Source organism: Luteibacter sp. 22Crub2.1, from assembly GCF_900167995.1.
Taxonomy (GTDB): Bacteria; Pseudomonadota; Gammaproteobacteria; order Xanthomonadales; family Rhodanobacteraceae; genus Luteibacter; species Luteibacter mycovicinus.
Genome location: NZ_FUYT01000009.1, coordinates 191517 through 210481 on the forward strand (window position 1 = coordinate 191517; position 18965 = coordinate 210481).

Genomic DNA, 18965 nt, shown 5'->3' on the forward strand with positions numbered 1-18965 from the left:
CGTGCCGGTCCGCGCCGTATCCCTCGACCTCGACGACACCCTGTGGCCGGTCATGCCGGCCCTGATCGAAGCCGAGCACTGCGTGGACCGATGGCTGAAAGAGCATCATCCTGAAGTCGCAAACGCATGGCCCATTGAGGCCATGCGTGAGCTCCGCGAGCAGGTCGCCCGCGACCACACGCATCTCTCGCACGATTTCAGCGAACAGCGTCGGCTGACCATCCGCCACGCCTTCGCCGCCTGCGGTATCGACGACGCTCCGGTCGACGAGCTCTGGCGCATCTACTTCGCGGCGCGCAACAACGTCGAGCTGTATCCCGACAGCCTTCCCGCACTCAACCGCATCGTCGAGCGTGTGCCGATCGTCGCGATTTCCAACGGCAACGCGGATCTGGAGGTCATCGGCCTCCACCATCTCTTCCACACGCGCCTCAATGCCGCGGGCGTCGGTGTCGCCAAACCTGACAAGCGTATTTTCCTTGCCGCCGCTGACGCCCTGGGCGTCGCGCCTGAAGACGTTCTTCACGTTGGTGACGATCCGTTGCTCGATGTGGTCGGTGCGCGCGAGGCCGGCATGCGTACGGTCTGGCTCAATCGCCACGGCGAAACGTGGTCGCATGGGCCTGCGCCGGACCTGGAATTCGCTGACATGATGTCGCTTGCCGACTGGATAGAAGCGTCGACGGTCGCTGACAGCTAGAATAGCGGCAACATCTCCGTCGCTGGGCTCGGGAGGCCTGATGCCATCGCTGATCGAAACCAGGTCCGGTAAGCGCCGCGCCATTCCTGTCGAGATGGTCGATGCGTCCAGCATCCCGGCCCTCGAAGCCCGGCTGACCGCCGCCCATCGCCAGTGGATGGTCTCGACGAATTTCCGCCCCAACCCCGGCGCGGTGCTGTTGCTGCCCGACACCCATGGCGTGATCGAGCGGGTACTGGTGGGTGTGGATCCGTCGGAACCGATCATGGCGCTGGGCGCTCTGCCCTACCGGTTGCCGGAAGGCACCTACGAGATCGCCAAGGAAAGTATTCCCGCCGATCCCGATCTGGTCGCACTCGGCTGGGCGCTGGGCGCCTACCGTTTCGACCGGTATCGCTCGCGCGGTCGCGCACCGGCGCAGCTGCTGGTGGACTCGGCGACGCTGCGCTCGCTGCAGCCGATCATCGACGCGACCTATCAGGTACGCGATCTGGTCAACACGCCGACCGAAGACATGGGCCCCGAGCATCTCGCCGAGGCCATCCGCGCCCACGCGACGACGCACAAGGCCAAGGTGCGCGAGTGGGTCGGCGATGAACTGCTCACCGCCAACTTCCCCACGATCCACGCCGTGGGTCGCGCGAGCCATCGTGCGCCGCGTCTGATCGAGCTGACCTGGGGCAAGAATTCGAACCCGAAGCTGGTGATCATCGGCAAGGGCGTGTGCTTCGATACCGGCGGCCTCGACATCAAACCGTCCGACGGCATGCGCTGGATGAAGAAGGACATGGGCGGCGCGGCACACGCGATCGCGCTGGCCGGCCTCATCATGCAGGCGAAGCTGCCGGTGCGTCTGACGCTCCTGGTGCCCGCCGTCGAGAACGCGATCAGCGGCAACGCCATGCGTCCGGGCGAAGTCATTCGCACCCGCGCCGGCATGACGGTGGAAGTGGATAACACCGACGCTGAAGGCCGCCTGGTGCTGTGCGACGCTATCGCCTTCGCGGTCGAGCAGGCACCGGACCTGATCGTCGACTTCGCGACCCTCACCGGCGCCGCGCGCGTCGCACTCGGTCCCGAAGTGCCCGCACTGTTCACCAATCGCGACCAGCTCGCCGATCACGTCATCGGTGCCGCGGAAGTCTCCGCCGATCCGCTGTGGCGCCTGCCGTTGTGGCGCCCGTACCGGCGCATGCTGGACTCGTACATCGCCGACTTCGCCAACTCCGGCGCATCGCGTCATGCCGGTGCGATCACCGCGGCGCTGTATCTCGAGCGCTTCGTGCCCGAAAATCAGAACTGGATGCACCTGGACACTTACTCGTGGAACGACGGCGACACGCCGGCGCATCCGCGCGGGGGCGAAGCGCAGGGGCTTCGCGCGTTCTACCGGTTCCTGTCCGAGCGTTACGCCTGATCGCTGCTGTCGTCCGATGCCGCTGAGGCGGCGTCGGATGATGCGACGGAAGCACCACCGGCCGGCGCTGCTTCCGCAGCAGACGCAGACGCAGCGTCACTCCTGACCTTCTTCCACGCGACGACCGCGCGCAGATTCCGCTCCAGCTCCGCGATCGTCAGCGGGAAATAATCCTCATCGCGGTCGCCGACCTGCCAGCTCTTCATGCGCTTCTCGGTCGCGGCGACACCCATCGCGTTGAGCGCCTTGCGCACGTCCGCCGGATCAAGATCCGTCGACTGAAGGATCAGTTGCCACAGCCAGTTCATGCGCTGCGGGTCCACACCGCGCGTCATCTGCGGCCGCGTGTATTCGCGCGCCGGCGGATCGAAATCGGACATGAGGAACACCCCGTCTAAAACTCAGACGGTGAGTATGCCATCGCTCCGAAAAGGGTTGTGCCCCCGGCAGCCTACCGAGCGCACCGAAACTCTCCTACGCGAACTTGATCTCGCGCTGCACCGGCCGGATCACATAGCCCACCGGCATCCAGCCCGAGTTCCCGGGTGCCAGCGAAACCGTCTCGAACAACGCCGCGCGGGCGAAATGCGCGACGAAAATGACGTTGAGATAGTCGCCCGCAGGGAGACCGACCGGGTCCCGCACGCGTGTCACCTCGAACCACTCCCGGCCCACAAGCAAGCCACGATCGAGACGGATCTTGCGCATATAGCGCACCCACTCCGCACGCGGCACGATCCGCTGCATCATCGCGCCCGCCTCGAGCCACATCGCATCCGGTCGGCGGTTGTCGGACAACTGCACCCAGTGCGTCGCGCAGGACACAGCGTTATCCAGTGAATTGGGCTGCGGGCCGAGGCGCGGTTCATGCGCAACGACGAGCATCGCCCCGAGCGGGTTCATACCCGTCAGGCCGCTCGCGTGGGTCTTGCGCAAGCTCGCTGTCGCCAGAGGCATCTGCTCGTCTCCATCATGCCGTGACGTACAGCTTCGAACGGAGGCGAGGCCCTGCCTAGTCGGCCGGATGGGCTAAGCGCTTGGTGAGAGCCGGGCGACTATCTGCGACCGAACGCCAGCACCTCGGACGTGTAAGTCTCCACCACGAGACTGAACGGCTGGTTCCCCTCGGTGAACAGTACCGCCTGGTGCCTCAGCACCTCGTGCGGGATCGCCAGAGCCCCCTTGTGCGCCACGGGCAATGGCGCATCCATCTCCCAGCCCTTGGGCAGCGGCGTCCACAGCAGGTCCGCGCTGATCGTCTGGCGACGGAAGTGCAGCGCCTGGACGACCTTGCCGAACGGCTGGTCGGTGCTGTCGAGAATCTGGTTCATCTCCGGGGTGAGGCGCGACGGCACGTACCAGTTATCGGCCTCGGACAGCACGTGATCGCCGCAGGCCAGCTGCACCCGGCGATAACGCACCGGCTCATCCGGACCGATACCCAGCGTCTGCCGCGCCTCGTCAGGCAGGGCCTTGTCCTGCCCCTTCACCCGACGGGCGAGAATCTTCGCCTCGCCAGCCAGCGCATGATCGCCGCACCAGCGCTCGAGCGTGAGCGTGGCGCTGGGATGGCTGAGCAGGTCGGCATTGAGGGTTTCCAGCAACGCCAGCGCCTGCGTCCGCGAGGCGACGTCGTCGGTGAAGGGCTCACGGGCCTGCGCCGGAACGGCGGCGGCCATGATGGCGATGCTTCCTGCCGCGATGAAAGTGCGTGTGCTGCTCATGCGTTCAATCGATCCGTGAAGTGAGTGCTGCCAGGTCGTTGCGTGGTTGCGGCGCGCATTTTTACGACGCCCTGGCGGTTATCGGCAAGGGCCCCGCAAAAATTAGAGGCCCTTGGCCGCCTGCGCCACCGCGCGGAACAACGCGCGGCCCTTGTTCATCGTCTCTTCCCACTCGGCGGCCGGATCGGAGTCATAGACCACACCGCCGCCCGCCTGCACGTGCAGGCGGCCATCCTGGATCACGGCGGTGCGGATGGCGATCGCCGTGTCGGCGTCGCCCCACCAGCCGAGCCAGCCGATGGCGCCAGCGTAGATGTTGCGCTTGAACGGTTCCAGCTCCTGGATGATCTCCAGGGCGCGGACCTTCGGCGCCCCGCTGACGGTACCGGCCGGGAAGGTCGCCTTGATGACATCCATGTAGGAAAGATCGCCACGGATGTCGCCTTCTACCTGGGAGACGATGTGCATCACGTGCGAGTAGCGCTCGACCACGAAGGACTCGGCCAGCTCCACGGTCCCCGTCTGGCTGACGCGGCCGACATCGTTGCGGCCGAGGTCGATCAGCATGAGGTGCTCGGCGCGCTCCTTCGGATCGGCCAGCAGCTCGGTCTCGAGGGCGATGTCCTCGGCCTCGTCCTTGCCGCGACGGCGCGTGCCGGCGATGGGACGCAACACCACGCGGCCGTTCTTCAGGCGGACGAGAATTTCCGGCGACGAGCCGACGATCTGCGTCGGACCGATGTCGATAAAGAACATGTACGGCGACGGATTGGTCGCGCGCAATGCGCGGTAGACGTCCACCGGACGCGCGTTGAAACCGACGCTCATGCGCTGCGAAGGCACGACCTGGAAGATATCGCCGGCAAGGATGTATTCCTGTGCCTTGCGCACCATCGCCTCGTATTCTTCGCGGGTGAAGCTCGACTTGAAATCCGACTCGTCCAGCGCGGCGGGCTGCAGCAGCTGCGGGTACGAAACGCCGCCCTGACGCAGGCGGAAGGCCAGCTGATCCAGGCGGCGCGAGGCTTCCGCGTAGGCCTGAGGACGCGAGGGGTCGGCATGCACGATGAGGTACAGACGACCCTTGAGGTTGTCGAACACCGCGATTTCGTCGGCGAGCATCAGCAGAACGTCGGGCGTACCGAGCTCGTCCTTCTTGTCCCACTGGGCGAGGCGCTCTTCGATGTAGCCGATCGTCTCGAAACCGAAGTACCCGACCAGCCCACCGGTGAAGTCCGGCAGACCCGGCAACTGCGGCACCTCGTACTGCTTGCGCAGCAACTCGATCTCGCCCAGCGGATCCTCGAGGTGGCGGCGCTCGATAACCTCGCCGCTCTCCTCGACTTCCAGCTCATGGCCGCGCAGGCGGTACACCCGCCGCGCCGGCAAGCCGATCATCGAGTGGCGTCCCCAGGTCGCCCCACCCTCGACCGACTCGAAGAGGAAGGTGTACGGGCCATCGGCCAGCTTGAGATACACCGACAGCGGCGTGTCGAGGTCGGAAAAGACCTCGCGTACCAGCGGAATGCGGGTGTAGCCCTGCGCGGCGTAGGCGTCGAATTGTTCGCGGGAGATCATGGGTCTCGGGGGTGACCTTGGAGTGACCCCCGATTGTAGGCCCAGGCCCTGGGGTTGGGACAGGCGGTTCCACGCGGAAGCCGCCCTTTTTGCTACCTGGACCCGAACTTCGTCCAAAAGCCAGGCTCTGGAGTGCGCCACGAGTGCCTTGCGTATGTCGTTGAGTACGCCGCATGTGACGCAGCATCCATTCAATCACCCACAACGGAAAGCAGACCCTCGAGCGTATTGGCTCGCTCCGCGTATCGATAAATTTCGTTGATCGACGCGTCGATGTTTGCGGTCTTCTCGCTGCTCCGCACGTCCAGTTCCGTGTCGACGGACCTGGCGTTGAATTCGATCCAGGCCCGCTCGGCGGCGCGCAGATGATCCTTGCCCTGGCTATCGAGCTTGCTCATCAGAGCCGAATAGGCCTTGTTGAGGCGCGCGTCCTGAACCTTCTTTTCGGCGGTTGAACAGTTGCCCAGCCCAACGATGTCGCCGCCAGCCCGGTCTGTGCAGGCGAAGAAGCTCTCGGAGACACCTTTCGGAGTTCCCCGTCTCACCCCCTGGTCCGCGTCCCCGGCCAGTGCGCCGACGGACTGCGTCAACCACGCCATACCGATGACAACCGCACAGATCGACTTCATCCTTTTCCTCCTTTCTTCCAAACGATGGACGCTGGCCGATGACTCTGAAGGACTCACCTTCCGGGGCCCGTAGCTCCGGCAGAAGTCCGTCAAGGCCGGGCCCGCCGGACTGTCGAATCAGCCTAGTCGCTGCCTCGGCAACCCCTTCAAATGCAGCGTAAACGCCACCCCGCCCTCGAGGTTCCGCGCACTGGCACTCCCCTGATGGCGCTCGGCGACCAGACGCACGACGTACAGGCCGAGGCCGAGATGTGGCGCGTCACCAGGCGTCGCCTTGTCGCGCAGACTGACCAGCGAATCGAACAGACGCCCCTGCATCGCCGCGGGCAGCGGCGGCCCTTCGTTGGACAGCTCGATGTCCGCGCCGTCGACGGTCGGCGTCAGGGCGATGCGCAACCATCCGCCGGGTGGCGTGAACGACAACGCGTTGTCGAACAGCTTGTCCAGCGCCTGCGCGATCAGCTCGGGCGAGCAATGCATCGGGACCGGCGTGGGAGGCAGTTCGGCGTCGAGGCGGCGATCGCCTGCCAGTGCGCGGTAGCCCTCGGCGCAGCCGCGCACGATGTCGGCGAGGTCGACGTCCTCGGCTTCCGCCGATGCGATGGCGCGCTCCATGCGGCTTGCTTCGCTCATCGCTCGCACCAGCTGGCCGAGACGTGCCACGCCGTCACGCGCACGGGCCAGATAAGGCGCGGCTTCCGGCGGCAGTCCTGCGTGATCGAGGTTGTCCAGCGACGATTTGACGATGGCTAGCGGCGTGTTGAGTTCGTGCGAGAGCTTGGATGCCAGCGTCCGCAGGTAATCGGTGTAGCCGCCCACCACTTCGAAGAGCCGCTCGAAGCTGCGCGCGAGGTCACCGAGTTCGTCGGTGGCATCGGTCAGAGGGAATGGGCCGTCCAGACGACCATCATTCGCCTGCGCGCGTTCGGCGGCGTTGCGCAGACGACGCAGGCGAATGGTCAGTCGCGTCGCGAACAACAGCAGCACACCACCGGCGACCAGCAGCACGGCGAAGCTCGTCAGCAGCAGACCGAACAGCGCGCGGTTCGCCAGCAGCGGCACCGCGCGACTGGGTTGTTCGAGCAGCACCACGCCGTGGGACTTGCCTTGCATCTGGATCGGCATGGCGGCGGCGAGTACGACACTCCCACGCGCCTCACCCGCGCGCCACGCGGTGGCGGTTTTGCCTTGCATGGCTTCGCGCACTTCCGGCAGGTCGATACGTGGAGCGTCTTCGGCCCACGCGCTGTCACTATCCAGACGGGTCGCCAGCAGCGAGCGATAGACCAGCGAAGCGAACCAACCCGGACGATCGCCTGCGGGCAGGTCCGGCAGCGCCAGCTTGCCGCTCTGTGCGACAAGCCACGCGTCGGGCGAGAGAATACGTACGCGCACGCCGTCCGGCGCCAGACGCGCCACTTCCTGCGACAGCGGCGCGGAGAAATCGATCAGCGGCCGGTTGTCGGCGGTCAGCGGATCGGGATCACCGTCCGCGGCGACGTGGACGCCGAGGCCGAAGCGATCGAGGCGCAAGCCGCGAGGCAGCCGGAACTCCGCGCGGAAACCACTGCCGTCTTCCTGCCACTGCGCGTTGATGCGATCGGGCAACACGCCCGCATCGGCATCCAGTGCGATGGCCGTCGTCGCGCCGGGCGCGGCGCTGGCCATCAGGTAGCGCTGGCTATCGTCGCCGCTGGCGATGGAGACGATGAGGTGATCGGCGTTGAGCGCGAGGCGGTCGGCCGCGTCGGCGCGACGGCGATGCGTCGCCCGCACGTCGATGTAGAAATAGACCCAGTGGTCGTCCTCGGCCAGCATCACCCGGGAGTTTTTGCCGAAAGGCTGCGCCCAGGGGCTGAGCGAGGCCCAGTCGTCGGCATAACCGTCGATGGTGATCGGCACGTTGGCGCGCTGGAGGAACCAGGCCGGCCCCGCCGGCGGCAACGGTGCATCGACCACGACGAGGCTGCGGGCCATGGCTCGCGCGCTGGCCACGAGTGCCTGGGCCTGGCCTTCGCGGAGCAGTGTCTCCATCTGACGCACGTAGAGCCACCCGGCGACCGGAAGGGCCAGGGTGCAGAGGGCGACGAGGAGGAGTTTCTGGCGGAGGCTCACGGCGTCCAGCGATATCCGACCCCGTGCACCGTTTCGATCGCATCGAACTCGGGCGCCAGCGCGATGAACTTCTTGCGAATGCGCTTGATGTGCGAGGTGATCGTCGCATCGTCCACGACGAGCTCCGCTTCACGCATCAGCTGATCGCGATTCTTCACGTGACCCGGGAACCGCACCAGCGTATGCACCATCCAGAACTCGGTCACCGTGAGCGGAATCTCGATGCCGTTCCACAGGACGCGCATGCGCTCGGACTCGAGCTTCAGCGGACCGTGTTCGATTACGGTTTCGCTCGCGGCGGGGGCCTTGAGCGATTCGATGCGGCGGAACAACGCCGCGATTCGGGCGGCCAGCTGGTGCAGGCTCGTGTCTTTGGACAGATAGTCGTCGGCACCCAGACGCAGGCCGGAGATGACGTCGAAGTCGGAATCACGTGCGGTCAGGAAGATGATCGGCAGCGTGGCCGATTTGGCGCGGAGCTCGCGGCAAAGATCGAAACCGCCTTCCGGCTCGTCGCCCAGGCCGATGTCGATGATGACCAGTTCCGGCAGACGCATGGCGAAGGCCGTCGACGCATCGCGGCGTGAGCCGTAGCCGCGGGCCTCGTAACCGAAGCGGTTGAGGGCTTCGACGTAGTTGGCGCGGATGAGGGGTTCGTCTTCGACGATGGCGATGCTGCGGGCCATGGGCATTCCGTGTGGAGGATCGGCGTGCGCAGGGTGCTATGGGGGACCGGCGGGCGCAAGGCCTGCGCCGCGATTGCCCGCGTTTCGCCCTATACATCGCCGCGAACCGCCGTGCACGAAGTCTTTGCCTTCGCTTTGCCATAAACCATCCGCGGATTGCCCCTTATGGGACGCCTCGCCCGCCGCGTGCGGCATTCAACTAGGCATGACGGCGCGCCGACCGGCGCCGAGGAGAACCGACGATGACCAAACCCGACGCTGACAACACCGAACTCGAACGCGACTTCGAGCCCCTGCGCGTCACCCTGGCGCTGGGCGCTCTGCTGCTCGGCGTCTTGTTCGGCGTGCACTGACCCTTTCCCCCGACGCTCCTGCCGGAGCTTCCTTCACTCCCCCATCCGGCACCGGACGGGGGAGCTTTTTCATGGCCTCAGTCGGCCTTCGGCGACGCCTTCGTCACGACGTTGCCCAGCGGCACCATTTCGGCATCGCCGACGGTGACCGTCCCATTGAGGCCCCGGAAGAACTCATCGCCGGACTTTCCGATCAGACGCTGTATTGTGAAACCCGTGGATCCGCTACCCACGCTGGAAGCGCGCGCGCCACCCGGACCATTGAACGAACCGACCGAATCGCCATTCGGAGGCGCAATGCCGTCGATGAAGACGGAACCGCCGAACATCAAAGCGGCTTGCAGATTACGCATCTCGGCCAGATAGATCCGGTGCGCGCGCGTCCCCGCGGTCCTGTCACCGTACTTTTCGCGCATGTCGACCCAGTAGGCGTCCGCCTGAGTTTTCTCCGCAGGCGACAGTTGCAGGTAGGCTTTGGCGAATGCCGGCTCGAAGCGTGGATCGTGGCGTTCCGATGCAAGTGCCAGCCAGGCCACGCCCAACGGACGATTGATCGGGCCATCGTCGCCGTTGAAGTACATCAGCCCGAGCACGTACTGCGCCGGCTTGCTCGCCCAGTAAGCGGCATCGCGAAGACGTTCGCGGGCCCGGGCATCGTGGTTCTTACCGAAGTCGCGGGCGGCGGCGCAGAAGTAGTACTCGCCGGGCAGGATGCGCTCGATGCCGCCAGGGCAGTACGCGTTGACCTTGCGCAACAGGGCCCGGGGATCCGCAGGCTGAGCGGTATTCGCCATCGCCGAAGCACCGACCGATGCGGTCGCCATGAGAACGAAAGAAAGAGTCCGAAAGATTTTCATGCACCTGCCTCCCCGGCAGCTATGAAAGTTAGTCCGTTAAACGCACCTTGACCCGTGACGTGCACGGGTGTCCCCAAGCGTCAGTCGTCCTTGCGAGACGCGACCTGACTGATCGGCACCAGCTCGGCGTCGCCCACGAAGACATGGCTATCGTAACCGTAGAAGTACATGGCCTTCTGCGATTGCAGCATGCGGCCCAGCGTAAACCCACTCTGCAACGGCAGGTCGTTCGCCATCGCGTCGTTATAGGGAACCGTCACACCGTCGACAAAAATGCTTCCGCCGAAGTTGACGGCCCACGCGATCTGGGCGTATTCGCGGTCGAAGCGTTTTTCGGCACGCGGGGCGGCCACCGGATCGCCGTAAGTCTTCTTCAGGTCCTGCCAATAGGCGTTGGCGTGCGCCAGCTCTTCCGGCGACACCTCTTTGTAAGCCGAGATGAAGGCCGGTTCGTAGGCGGGATCGTGCCGCTCGGCGGCGAGCGCCAGCCAGGCAAGACCCAGCGGACGATTCTTTTCCGCCCGGTCGCCGTTGAAATACATGATGCCGAGCGCGTATTGCGCCGGCTTGCTTGCCCACTGTGCCGCGTTTTTCAGGCTTTCGCGTGCGAGGCCCGGATGGCCGGACCAATAATTGCGGGCGGCGGAACAGAAATAGTAATCGCCGGGAAGAAAGCGCTCGAGACCGCCGGGGCACGGCAGCAGCGACTTGGCGACGATGTCTTTCTGATCGGGGAGCGGCTGGGGTCGCTCGGCGCCAAAAGCGGCGGGAGCGACGAGCATCGCGGTGAGGGCTAATACGGACAACGACTTCATGTGCGCATCCTCCAGTAGGCTCTCACCCCGAGAACTGGAGATTACAATACTACGCAGTTCGCTATTGTCTCGTGAAAACTTGTTTAGCCGCCGATCGCCGCATGCATCCGACGGATCACATCGGCGTAATCCGGCGCGTTGAAGATCGCCGAGCCGGCGACGAAGGTGTCGGCACCCGCCGCCGCGATCTGGCCGATGTTGTCGGCATTGACGCCGCCATCCACTTCCAGACGGATGTTGCGGCCGCTGGCGTCGATGCGCTCACGCACATGACGGATCTTTTCCAGGGCGCCAGGGATAAATTTCTGACCGCCGAAGCCGGGATTCACCGACATGATCAGGATCATGTCGATCTTGTCGATCACGTAGTCGAGCCAGTTCAGCGGCGTGGCCGGATTGAACACGAGGCCGGCCTCACAGCCCTCGCCCTGGATCAGCTGGATGGTGCGATCCACATGCTCGCTGGCCTCCGGATGGAAGCTGATGCTGCGTGCGCCGGCCTTGGCGAAGTCCGGGACGATGCGATCCACCGGCTTGACCATCAGGTGCACGTCGATGTGCTCGGTGATGCCGTAATCGCGCAGCGCCTTCAACACCATCGGCCCGATCGTGAGGTTGGGCACATAGTGGTTGTCCATCACGTCGAAGTGCACCCATTGCGCGCCGGCATCGAGCACCTTGCGGGTGTCCTCACCCAGGCGGGCGAAGTCGGCCGAGAGGATGGAGGGGGCGATGACGGGTGATTGCCTGGACATGATGGGTACCGTTAGCCGTTCGGGGATGACGCGTTTTGTCGCGGTATTACGGAAGGTCGCGCGCGGGGCGCGCTCCTACATGATGGCGCTTCGCGTCATCATTTAAACCCCTTCTCCGCCTTGATCCGCTCGTAGGCCGCATTGATCTCGCTGGCCCGCGCTTCCGCCCGGCGACGCATGTCGTCCGGCAGGTCGCCCAGGCGATCCGGGTGATGCTCGGAAATCAGCTTGCGATAGGCCCGCTTGATCGCGCGATCGTCGGCGCCGCGCTGGATGCCGAGGACCGCGTAGGGGTCCGGACCGGCGGTATTCCGCTGCGGCGGCACGTATCCACCGCCACCCTGCCCGCCACCGTACGAGCGGCCGCCGCCGGTGGCGTTCCAGGCATAGCCCTTCATCGCCATCAGCGCCATGAGCTCCATGTCGCTTACCCGCAGCGCGAAAGCCAGCTGGCGCAGGATGCCCATCTTTTCGGTCGACGGATTGCCACCCTCGGCGAGCACCGTCTCGATGACCACGTCGATCACGGGGAACGCGTGGTCGCGACGATGACCGACCCACTGACGCAGCTCGTCGATGACTTCGGTCGCGTTGAACTCGGGCTGCTTGCCCTCGTTGAACGCGTCGATGGCCTGGCGACGCTGCTCCTGATCGAGGTTCATGCGCACCATCAGCCGTTCGGCGATGGCGATTTCCGCTTCGGAAATCCGTCCGTCGGCCTTGGCCACGGCGCCGATCAGCGCGAACAGCGGTGCGATGTAGCCACCCTGTGCGGGCGTACGGCGACGTTGCTGCTGGCGACTGGCATCGAACATGAAGCCGAGCGCGCCGCCGATGAGGGCGCCGAGCAGGTTGTGGGTCGCCCACATGCCAAGGACTGCGCCGATAAGAGTGCCGGTGAAATTCATGGAGCGGCCCTGGTGGGGGTCTGTGCGGCGAACCACTGAGCCAGCTGGTCGACTTCCGCGTCGGTGAGAGGGCCCGTCGCCGCGCGCATCACGGGGATGTCGCGGCGACCGTCACGGTACTGGCGCAAGGCTTCGCGCAGATAGTCGAGCTTCTGCCCGGCCAGATTGGGCGCGCCGGGGATCCGCGCCATGCCGTCTTCCCCGTGGCACGCCGCACACAGGCCCAGGCGCGCCGGCTTCACAGGCGGTGCGGCGAGGACGGGGGCGGAGAGGGCCAGGGCAAGCGCCGCGGTCAATAGAAATCGCATGGCAGGGCAATGGGGGCAGTAACCCCGAATTCTAGCAGGCGGACCGCGTCCGCCTGCGCGCAGGCGCGCGCACCGCGCGCGAAATCCCTCACCCCCGGTGGGAGCCACACCCTACCCCCGGTACAATGACCGACTTCGAACCGCCCCTCATCGGAGTCACCCCGTGCCGACCACCCTTTCGCAATCCGACCTGCCGGGCCTGGAGCTCATCCATCGCGGCAAGGTGCGTGACGTCTACGCCCTGCCCGGCAACCGCCTGCTGATGGTGGCGACCGATCGGCTGTCGGCCTTCGACGTGGTGCTCCCCGATCCGATTCCGGGCAAGGGCGAAATGCTGACCCAGATCTCCAACTTCTGGTTCGAGAAGACGAAACATCTCATGCCGAACCACCTCACCGGTGAGGACGTGGCCTCGGTGCTGCCGGCCGGCGTGGATCCCGCGCTCTATGCGAAACGCGCGGTGATCACCAAGCGGCTGAAGCCGGTGCCGGTCGAGGCCATCGCCCGTGGTTACATCATCGGCTCCGGCTGGAAGTCGTATCAGCAGACCGGCGACATCTGCGGGATCAGGCTGCCGGAAGGCCTCGAGCAGGCGCAGAAGCTGCCCGAGCCGATCTTCACCCCGTCGACCAAGGCGGCGGTAGGCGATCACGACGAGAACGTCAGCTTCGACGTGGTCGTCGACGCGGTCGGCGAGGAGCTGGCCAACGCCGTACGCAAGGCCACCCTGGAGATCTATACCTTCGCCGCGGCCTACGCCGCCGAGCGTGGCGTGATCATCGCCGACACCAAACTGGAATTCGGCACGGACGAGCACGGCGTGCTGCACGTGATGGACGAGATGCTGACCCCGGACTCCTCCCGTTTCTGGCCGGCTGACGAGTATCAGGTCGGCATCAGCCCGCCGAGCTACGACAAGCAGTTCGTCCGCGATTATCTGGAAGAACTGGGCTGGAACAAGTCGCCACCGGCGCCCAAAGTGCCCGCCGACGTGATCGAGCGGACGGCGTCGAAATATGCCGAGGCGCTGGATAAGCTGGCTGGGATTCGGGTGGACTGAGGCGGGTGGGGTCGCCAGCGAGGCTGGCTCCTACACGTCTGCGGTGTCTCTCAGGGCACGGCATTTCTGCGGTGTCTTTCAGGCCACGGCAGACCTGTAGGAGCCGGCCCCGCCGGCGATCACTCTCGCCGCAACGCACGACCGCTCTCGCCGCAACGCACGATCACTCTTGCCGCAACGCACGATTGACGCGCGTTGTCCAACGGTCAACTCTCGCGCTTGACGCTTAACGCTTCACAGGGCCACTCATGCGCGATGCAGCCACCTGGTTCGGCAACTACAGCCGGGACCACCAGAACGAGACCAACCAGCTGATCCACTGGATCTGCGTGCCGGCGATCACCTGGACGGTGGTCGCGCTGTTCTGGCTCATTCCCGTCCCCGGATGGCTCGGTCGCCCGGGCCTCTGGGCGGTGCTGGCGATGTTCCTGGCCTTCTGCTTCTACTTCTATCGCCTCTCGCGAAAGATCGGCATCGCCATGGCGGGTGCTTTCATCATCCTCGCCCTGGTCACCGACTCGCTCTACCGGAACATCGGCACGAGCGGCCTGCTCTGGTCGGCCATCACCGTCTTTGTCGTTGCCTGGATCGGCCAGTTCATCGGGCACCGGATCGAAGGGCGACGTCCCTCCTTCCTAACCGACCTGCAGTACCTCCTGATCGGCCCGGCGTGGCTGATGAGCAAGGCGCTCAGTCGCTTCGGCGCTCCCTACTGATGCGGGCCACCCCGTGACCCAGACGATCCTGACCCTGCTCTCCGCGGCCATCTGGCTGGTGTTGTACGCCAGCGTGGGCGCGGTGGTCCCCGCCATCATCGGGTGGTCCGTCCTGCGCTGGCTGGAGCGCACCCCCGTGGTGTTCAACCGCACGTATCTGGCCATGCTGATCTGGCTGCTGGTGGCGTTGGGCCTGGGCGGCACGGTGCTCCTGATCACCCGGCACGGGCAGCCGATCGATGCCTCGCTGCTGGAACTGGCCTGGGTTCGCGGCTGGCTGGTGCTGGACATGCTGCTGGGCGCGTTTCTCATCTGGCGGCTGGTGCCCCGGGTCGATGCCCGACGGGTCAAACCGACCAGCGCCTGCATGACGGTCGCGATCCTGATGGTGGTGACGATCGTCGTGGCGATGGCGATTCATCGATAGGGAAAACCTATCGGAATCATCTTAACGATCACTTGGACTTGTGTTCCGCGATCCCCATAATGAGATTTATTCCCATTGAGGACGTGGCCATGGCCCGCACCATCAAATATGCAGCGACGCATTTCAGCATCGCGTTTTCCATGAGTTACGCGGTCAACCAGAACGTCGCACTGAGCACGCTGGTCGGTATCGCCGAGCCGATAGCGTTCGCCCTCGGCCGCGACGTGACCCGCGGGTCGCGCCGCGGCCCACCCCTAGCGCACGCCGCCTGATCCACCGCCTGCGCGCGCATTGGCGACGGTGACGGCATGCGTGAAGCCGTCGAACGGGATGTCGGTGATGCCGACCAGCCCGATATGCGAATTTTCGCCATCGAGAATGCGACCGGTCACCGGCTGGTCGACGTACTGGAACCAGTGGGTGCCGACCACGACGCCTGACGCCACCGCTGCGTCGACGAAACGCGCGTAGGCCTTGCCGCGCTCCTCCTCGCTGCCGACGGCGGCGACTCCGTTCCCGAACGGCCCCCGGTCGGCCGATCCGAAGTGGAACTCCGTGATCATCATTGGCTTGTCCATCTTGCGGAAGGCGGCGACGTCGAAGCCGTGCTCGGGCACGTCGGTGTACGTATTGATGCTGGTGACGTCCGCATAGGCCGCACTGGCCTGCTCGGTCTCAGGCGTCCGGACGGCCAGACGTCCGCCGAGGAAGAGGTGATGCGGATCGGCTTTCTTCAACGTCTGCGCCACCGTGCGGAAGTACTGGTCGGCATACAGCTTCAGGAAAGCGATGTAATCGGCGGCGACCGCAGGATGCGCTTCGCTGGGATCCGGTGCCTTGAAGCCCCTGGCCGCCACCTGGTCCCACGAATGCACGTCCACGCCCCAGGCCTTCGCGAACGTCGCGGCATCGCCGTGCGTCTTTTTCAGGTAGGCGAGAAACGCCTGCTTGGCTGGGCTCTCCGGCCCCTGCACGAGCGAGCCCACAGCAAGCGCCCAGCGACCCTGCGGCCCCTGCCCCGCCCAGGCGAGTTCGTTATCCGCGAAATAGCCGAGCAACCACGGGTCGTCTTTGACACCCTTGCTCGCATTGGCGACCGCCGTCGTTGCCGCCGCGGCAAAACGCGGATCGAACGGATCGGGCATGCGACCCCAGTAGTCGTAACCGGTGCTCACCGTGTTGAAGTCGCCCTTGATGATCACCGGCACGGTGTAGGCGATACGGTGATCGCGGGCGAACGCCGGATCGCTCCAGTTGCCCAGCGTGTTGAAGCGCCAGCTCTTCAGCCGGTCGACGCTGCGCTTACGCCACGCCGCCGCGAAATCGTTACCGAGCGTCCGCGACACGTTCTGCGAATAGATGTCCCACCAACGCCCGTGATTCATGCCGTTGTCGCGCTGCGAGCCCTGATCGCTGCGACTGTCCGATACGCCTCCGAACCTGCCGCTCGCCCCGGACGTGTCGGCAAACATGAACTCGCGTCCCTGCACATAGGTACGCGCATCGGTGAGATTCACCGCGTTCACGCCCAGCGAGAAAAATGCATGCCCTTCCGGCGTCACCAGCCACCAGCGCTCGCCCTGCTTCTGCGCATGAAAGAACCCGGTCGCCTGTAACGCCGGCAGATCCGTCCGCCCGCCAAACTGGTCCAGGCCGGTTACCGCAGCCTTGCCACCTGCCGCCACCGGCGGGAGCCAGCTCTGTCGACGATTGGCGGCGTTCTTCAGGCCCTCGTCGCTATCGATCTTCTCCGGCCACGTCCCCCGCGTGTACTGCCCATACCGATCCACCACCCCGGTATACGCCGCACGCAGATCGCCCTCGCCCGCTACGGTATCCAGCTTTCCGAACAACACGGTCTGCGCCGCGCCCGGCTGCGGCATCGACAACGTCACCGACGTCACCGCGTTGGCATCGACGGCACCATCCACCGCCGTCGCGACGAGACGCTTCTCCTTGCCGTCGTCAAACGGCATCGGCGGCCCGACCTGCATCCCGAACGCTCGCGGGGACGTCGCCTTCAGCGACACCGACAGCGTCTGCGGCGGACCGGGAGGGACGCCGACCACCGTCTTCAGGTGCTTGTCGCCGGAAGCCACGTCGACGATCAACGTCACCGGCCAGGGCATGCCGTTCTGCACACGCAGGCGCATCGTGCCATCCGGCTGCCAGGCCCAGGTGCCCTGCTTCGGCGCGAGGATCAGCGACGGCGACGCGGAGGGTTTGAAGGTGACCGCGACGAGTTCACCGCCGTCGGCGGCCTTGCGCACGGTGGGGTCGAGCGTGGCGTCACGCGTCGTGACGCGCGCGGCGTCGGCCGGATGGACGAGATCGACGGTCGCCGCGTGGGCGGAGACGCTGAGAGAGAGTAGTGCGAGGGAGAGGTAGGTACGCATGCCCGGAATCTGCCACGCCGGGCATGAACGGGGACTCACCCCACCTTGCCCAGCCGCTTCCGCCACAGATAGTAAACCGGCACGCCGATGGCGATGATCACCAGACTCATGCCCGCATCGCCCGGCTCCGTGATCGCCGTCGCGGCAATCACGCACAGCACCGTGACGGTGAACACCAGCGGCAGCAGCGGATAACCCGGCACGAGGTACGGCGATGGCTCGTCGCGCAGCTTCTTGCGATACCAGAAGATAGTCGCGATGCCGAACGCATGCGACAACCATTCGCCCACGGTCGTGTAGTTCAGCAGTGCCTTGAAGCTGCCCGAGAGAATCAGCACGATCGCCCAGCCACCCAGTGCCACGAGCGCGAACTGCGGCGCGCCGGTCTTCGCGTCGATACGCGCGATCGGCTTGAAGAACATGCCGTCGGCGCTCATCACCTGCAGCACGCGCGCACCACCGGCGATCGCGATGCTGCAGTAACCGAACGTCGAACAGGCGATACCGACGGCGATGATCGTCGCGCCGGATTCGCCGAACACGCGACGCATGAGATCCGCCGCCGGCGCCGTGCTTGCGGCGAGGCCGGCGTGACCAAGGCCCGCCATGTAGGCGATGTTGACCAGCACGTAGCAGACGACGACGGCGAGCATGCCGAGACCCAGCGCGCGTGGAAGCGTGCGCTGCGGTTCGCGTACTTCACCGGCGAGGTCGTTCAGGTAATGGAAGCCGCCGTACGCGAACAGCGCCGGAAGAATCGCGCCGATCACCGTGCTTGCCGGCACGTCGTGTGTCGGATCGGTAGCGAACGCCGCGCCGAGATGGCCCTGCGCGAGGAAGATACCGACGACGATCAGCAACGACACCGCGCCGAGCTTCAGCACGGTGAAGATGTTCTGCACCCATGCGCCGGCGCGGATACCGAACAGATTCACCGCGACGATGAAGCTGATGGCGCCGACGGCGAGCGGCTTGACCCACTCGTGCGGCAGACCGGTGGCGCGGCACGCGTAGTCGGCGAACGTCGTCGCCACGGCGGCCACGCTGCCTGGGTAGTTGATCAGTGCCATCGTCCAGCCGAACAGGAACGCTGGGAGCTGGCCGAAGGCTTCGCGCAGGTAGACGTAGGTACCGCCCGCTTGCGGACGACGCGCGCCGAGCTCGGCGTAACAGAGGACACCTGCGAGGGTCAGCAGGCCGCCCAGCGTCCAGAGGAGAATCACCTCCGTGCCCGAGCTGGTCAGCTGCGCGACGGTGGCCGGCGTGCGGAAGATGCCCGCCCCGATAACGCCGCCGATGACGATCATCGCGGCATCCCAGATACCGAGACGGCGGAGATAGTGAGCTGGCTGAGGTGCTGGCATCGGGTGACGATGCCATAACCGGCACACCGAGACCACTGTAGGAGCGCGCCCTGCGCGCGACCTGGGTTCGGCAGATGTCAGGACGGTTCCGCGTGCGGAGGTCAGGGCGGTACGGCGAGCGGAGGTCGCGCGCGGGGCGCGCTCCTACAAGGTGACG

General features: G+C 65.6%; 20 protein-coding genes. 6 read left to right on the plus strand and 14 right to left on the minus strand.

Annotation, left to right across the window (positions count from 1 at the left end):
- Nucleotide 1 precedes the first annotated feature (1 nt).
- Complete coding sequence (locus B5X73_RS11550; protein ID WP_079521812.1) at nt 2-700, plus strand: HAD family hydrolase; 699 nt, start codon at nt 2-4, stop codon at nt 698-700.
- Nucleotides 701-740: 40 nt separating this feature from the next.
- Nucleotides 741-2117, plus strand: coding sequence for a leucyl aminopeptidase family protein (locus B5X73_RS11555; protein WP_052191098.1), 1377 nt, complete (start codon nt 741-743; stop codon nt 2115-2117).
- Here the strand turns inward: B5X73_RS11555 and B5X73_RS11560 are convergent.
- The 12 genes from B5X73_RS11560 to B5X73_RS11615 form a co-directional block, all read right to left on the minus strand.
- Entirely contained in the window at nt 2108-2497 is a 390-nt protein-coding gene (locus B5X73_RS11560) for a hypothetical protein (protein WP_079521813.1), read from the minus strand. The genes B5X73_RS11555 and B5X73_RS11560 overlap by 10 nt on opposite strands.
- Nucleotides 2498-2591: 94 nt before the next feature.
- Complete coding sequence (locus B5X73_RS11565; protein ID WP_079521814.1) at nt 2592-3074, minus strand: DUF4019 domain-containing protein; 483 nt, start codon at nt 3072-3074, stop codon at nt 2592-2594.
- A gap of 98 nt (nt 3075-3172) precedes the next feature.
- On the minus strand, nt 3173-3841 hold the full coding sequence (locus tag B5X73_RS11570; protein WP_036116105.1) for a hypothetical protein: 669 nt from the start codon (nt 3839-3841) through the stop codon (nt 3173-3175).
- Between the two features lie 102 nt (nt 3842-3943).
- Nucleotides 3944-5419, minus strand: a complete 1476-nt coding sequence (gene trpE, locus B5X73_RS11575; protein WP_036116106.1) for an anthranilate synthase component I — start codon at nt 5417-5419, stop codon at nt 3944-3946.
- A gap of 191 nt (nt 5420-5610) precedes the next feature.
- Nucleotides 5611-6048, minus strand: a complete 438-nt coding sequence (locus B5X73_RS11580; RefSeq protein ID WP_051944010.1) for a lysozyme inhibitor LprI family protein — start codon at nt 6046-6048, stop codon at nt 5611-5613.
- 117 nt (nt 6049-6165) lie between these two features.
- Nucleotides 6166-8163: an ATP-binding protein gene (locus B5X73_RS11585; protein ID WP_079521815.1), complete on the minus strand. Its 1998-nt coding sequence runs from the start codon at nt 8161-8163 to the stop codon at nt 6166-6168.
- Nucleotides 8160-8849 (minus strand): proteobacterial dedicated sortase system response regulator, encoded by a 690-nt coding sequence (pdsR, locus tag B5X73_RS11590; protein WP_036116108.1) that lies wholly within the window; start codon nt 8847-8849, stop codon nt 8160-8162. Before pdsR ends, B5X73_RS11585 begins: the two co-directional genes overlap by 4 nt.
- Before the next feature lie 430 nt (nt 8850-9279).
- Nucleotides 9280-10059: an SEL1-like repeat protein gene (locus B5X73_RS11595; RefSeq protein ID WP_139382756.1), complete on the minus strand. Its 780-nt coding sequence runs from the start codon at nt 10057-10059 to the stop codon at nt 9280-9282.
- A gap of 80 nt (nt 10060-10139) precedes the next feature.
- Nucleotides 10140-10874 (minus strand): hypothetical protein, encoded by a 735-nt coding sequence (locus tag B5X73_RS11600; RefSeq protein WP_079521817.1) that lies wholly within the window; start codon nt 10872-10874, stop codon nt 10140-10142.
- 83 nt (nt 10875-10957) lie between these two features.
- A complete protein-coding gene (rpe, locus tag B5X73_RS11605; protein ID WP_079521818.1) occupies nt 10958-11629 on the minus strand; it encodes a ribulose-phosphate 3-epimerase in 672 nt (223 codons plus the stop codon).
- A gap of 98 nt (nt 11630-11727) precedes the next feature.
- Nucleotides 11728-12537: a co-chaperone DjlA gene (gene djlA, locus B5X73_RS11610; RefSeq protein WP_036116111.1), complete on the minus strand. Its 810-nt coding sequence runs from the start codon at nt 12535-12537 to the stop codon at nt 11728-11730.
- Nucleotides 12534-12845 carry a c-type cytochrome gene (locus tag B5X73_RS11615; protein ID WP_043692123.1) on the minus strand — a complete coding sequence of 104 codons (312 nt, stop codon included), beginning with the start codon at nt 12843-12845 and terminating at the stop codon, nt 12534-12536. Before B5X73_RS11615 ends, djlA begins: the two co-directional genes overlap by 4 nt.
- A 163-nt stretch (nt 12846-13008) precedes the next feature.
- Here B5X73_RS11615 and B5X73_RS11620 point away from each other — a divergent pair, with 163 nt between their 5' ends.
- The 4 genes from B5X73_RS11620 to B5X73_RS11635 all read left to right on the plus strand — a co-directional run bounded on the left by B5X73_RS11620 (nt 13009) and on the right by B5X73_RS11635 (nt 15320).
- On the plus strand, nt 13009-13905 hold the full coding sequence (locus tag B5X73_RS11620) for a phosphoribosylaminoimidazolesuccinocarboxamide synthase (protein ID WP_079521819.1): 897 nt from the start codon (nt 13009-13011) through the stop codon (nt 13903-13905).
- 248 nt (nt 13906-14153) lie between these two features.
- Nucleotides 14154-14621 carry an Mpo1 family 2-hydroxy fatty acid dioxygenase gene (locus tag B5X73_RS11625; RefSeq protein ID WP_036116115.1) on the plus strand — a complete coding sequence of 156 codons (468 nt, stop codon included), beginning with the start codon at nt 14154-14156 and terminating at the stop codon, nt 14619-14621.
- Nucleotides 14622-14634: 13 nt separating this feature from the next.
- Entirely contained in the window at nt 14635-15048 is a 414-nt protein-coding gene (locus B5X73_RS11630) for a hypothetical protein (RefSeq protein ID WP_079521820.1), read from the plus strand.
- An 89-nt stretch (nt 15049-15137) separates the two neighbouring features.
- Nucleotides 15138-15320 (plus strand): DUF2061 domain-containing protein, encoded by a 183-nt coding sequence (locus B5X73_RS11635; protein WP_036116119.1) that lies wholly within the window; start codon nt 15138-15140, stop codon nt 15318-15320.
- On the opposite strand, the gene B5X73_RS11640 is transcribed toward B5X73_RS11635, so the two are convergent.
- Together B5X73_RS11640 and B5X73_RS11645 are read right to left on the minus strand one after the other, a co-directional pair.
- Entirely contained in the window at nt 15303-17444 is a 2142-nt protein-coding gene (locus B5X73_RS11640; RefSeq protein ID WP_079521821.1) for a beta-agarase, read from the minus strand. The two genes, B5X73_RS11635 and B5X73_RS11640, sit on opposite strands and share 18 nt — an antisense overlap.
- 35 nt (nt 17445-17479) lie before the next feature.
- Nucleotides 17480-18808 carry an APC family permease gene (locus B5X73_RS11645; RefSeq protein WP_079521822.1) on the minus strand — a complete coding sequence of 443 codons (1329 nt, stop codon included), beginning with the start codon at nt 18806-18808 and terminating at the stop codon, nt 17480-17482.
- Nucleotides 18809-18965: the final 157 nt, after the last annotated feature.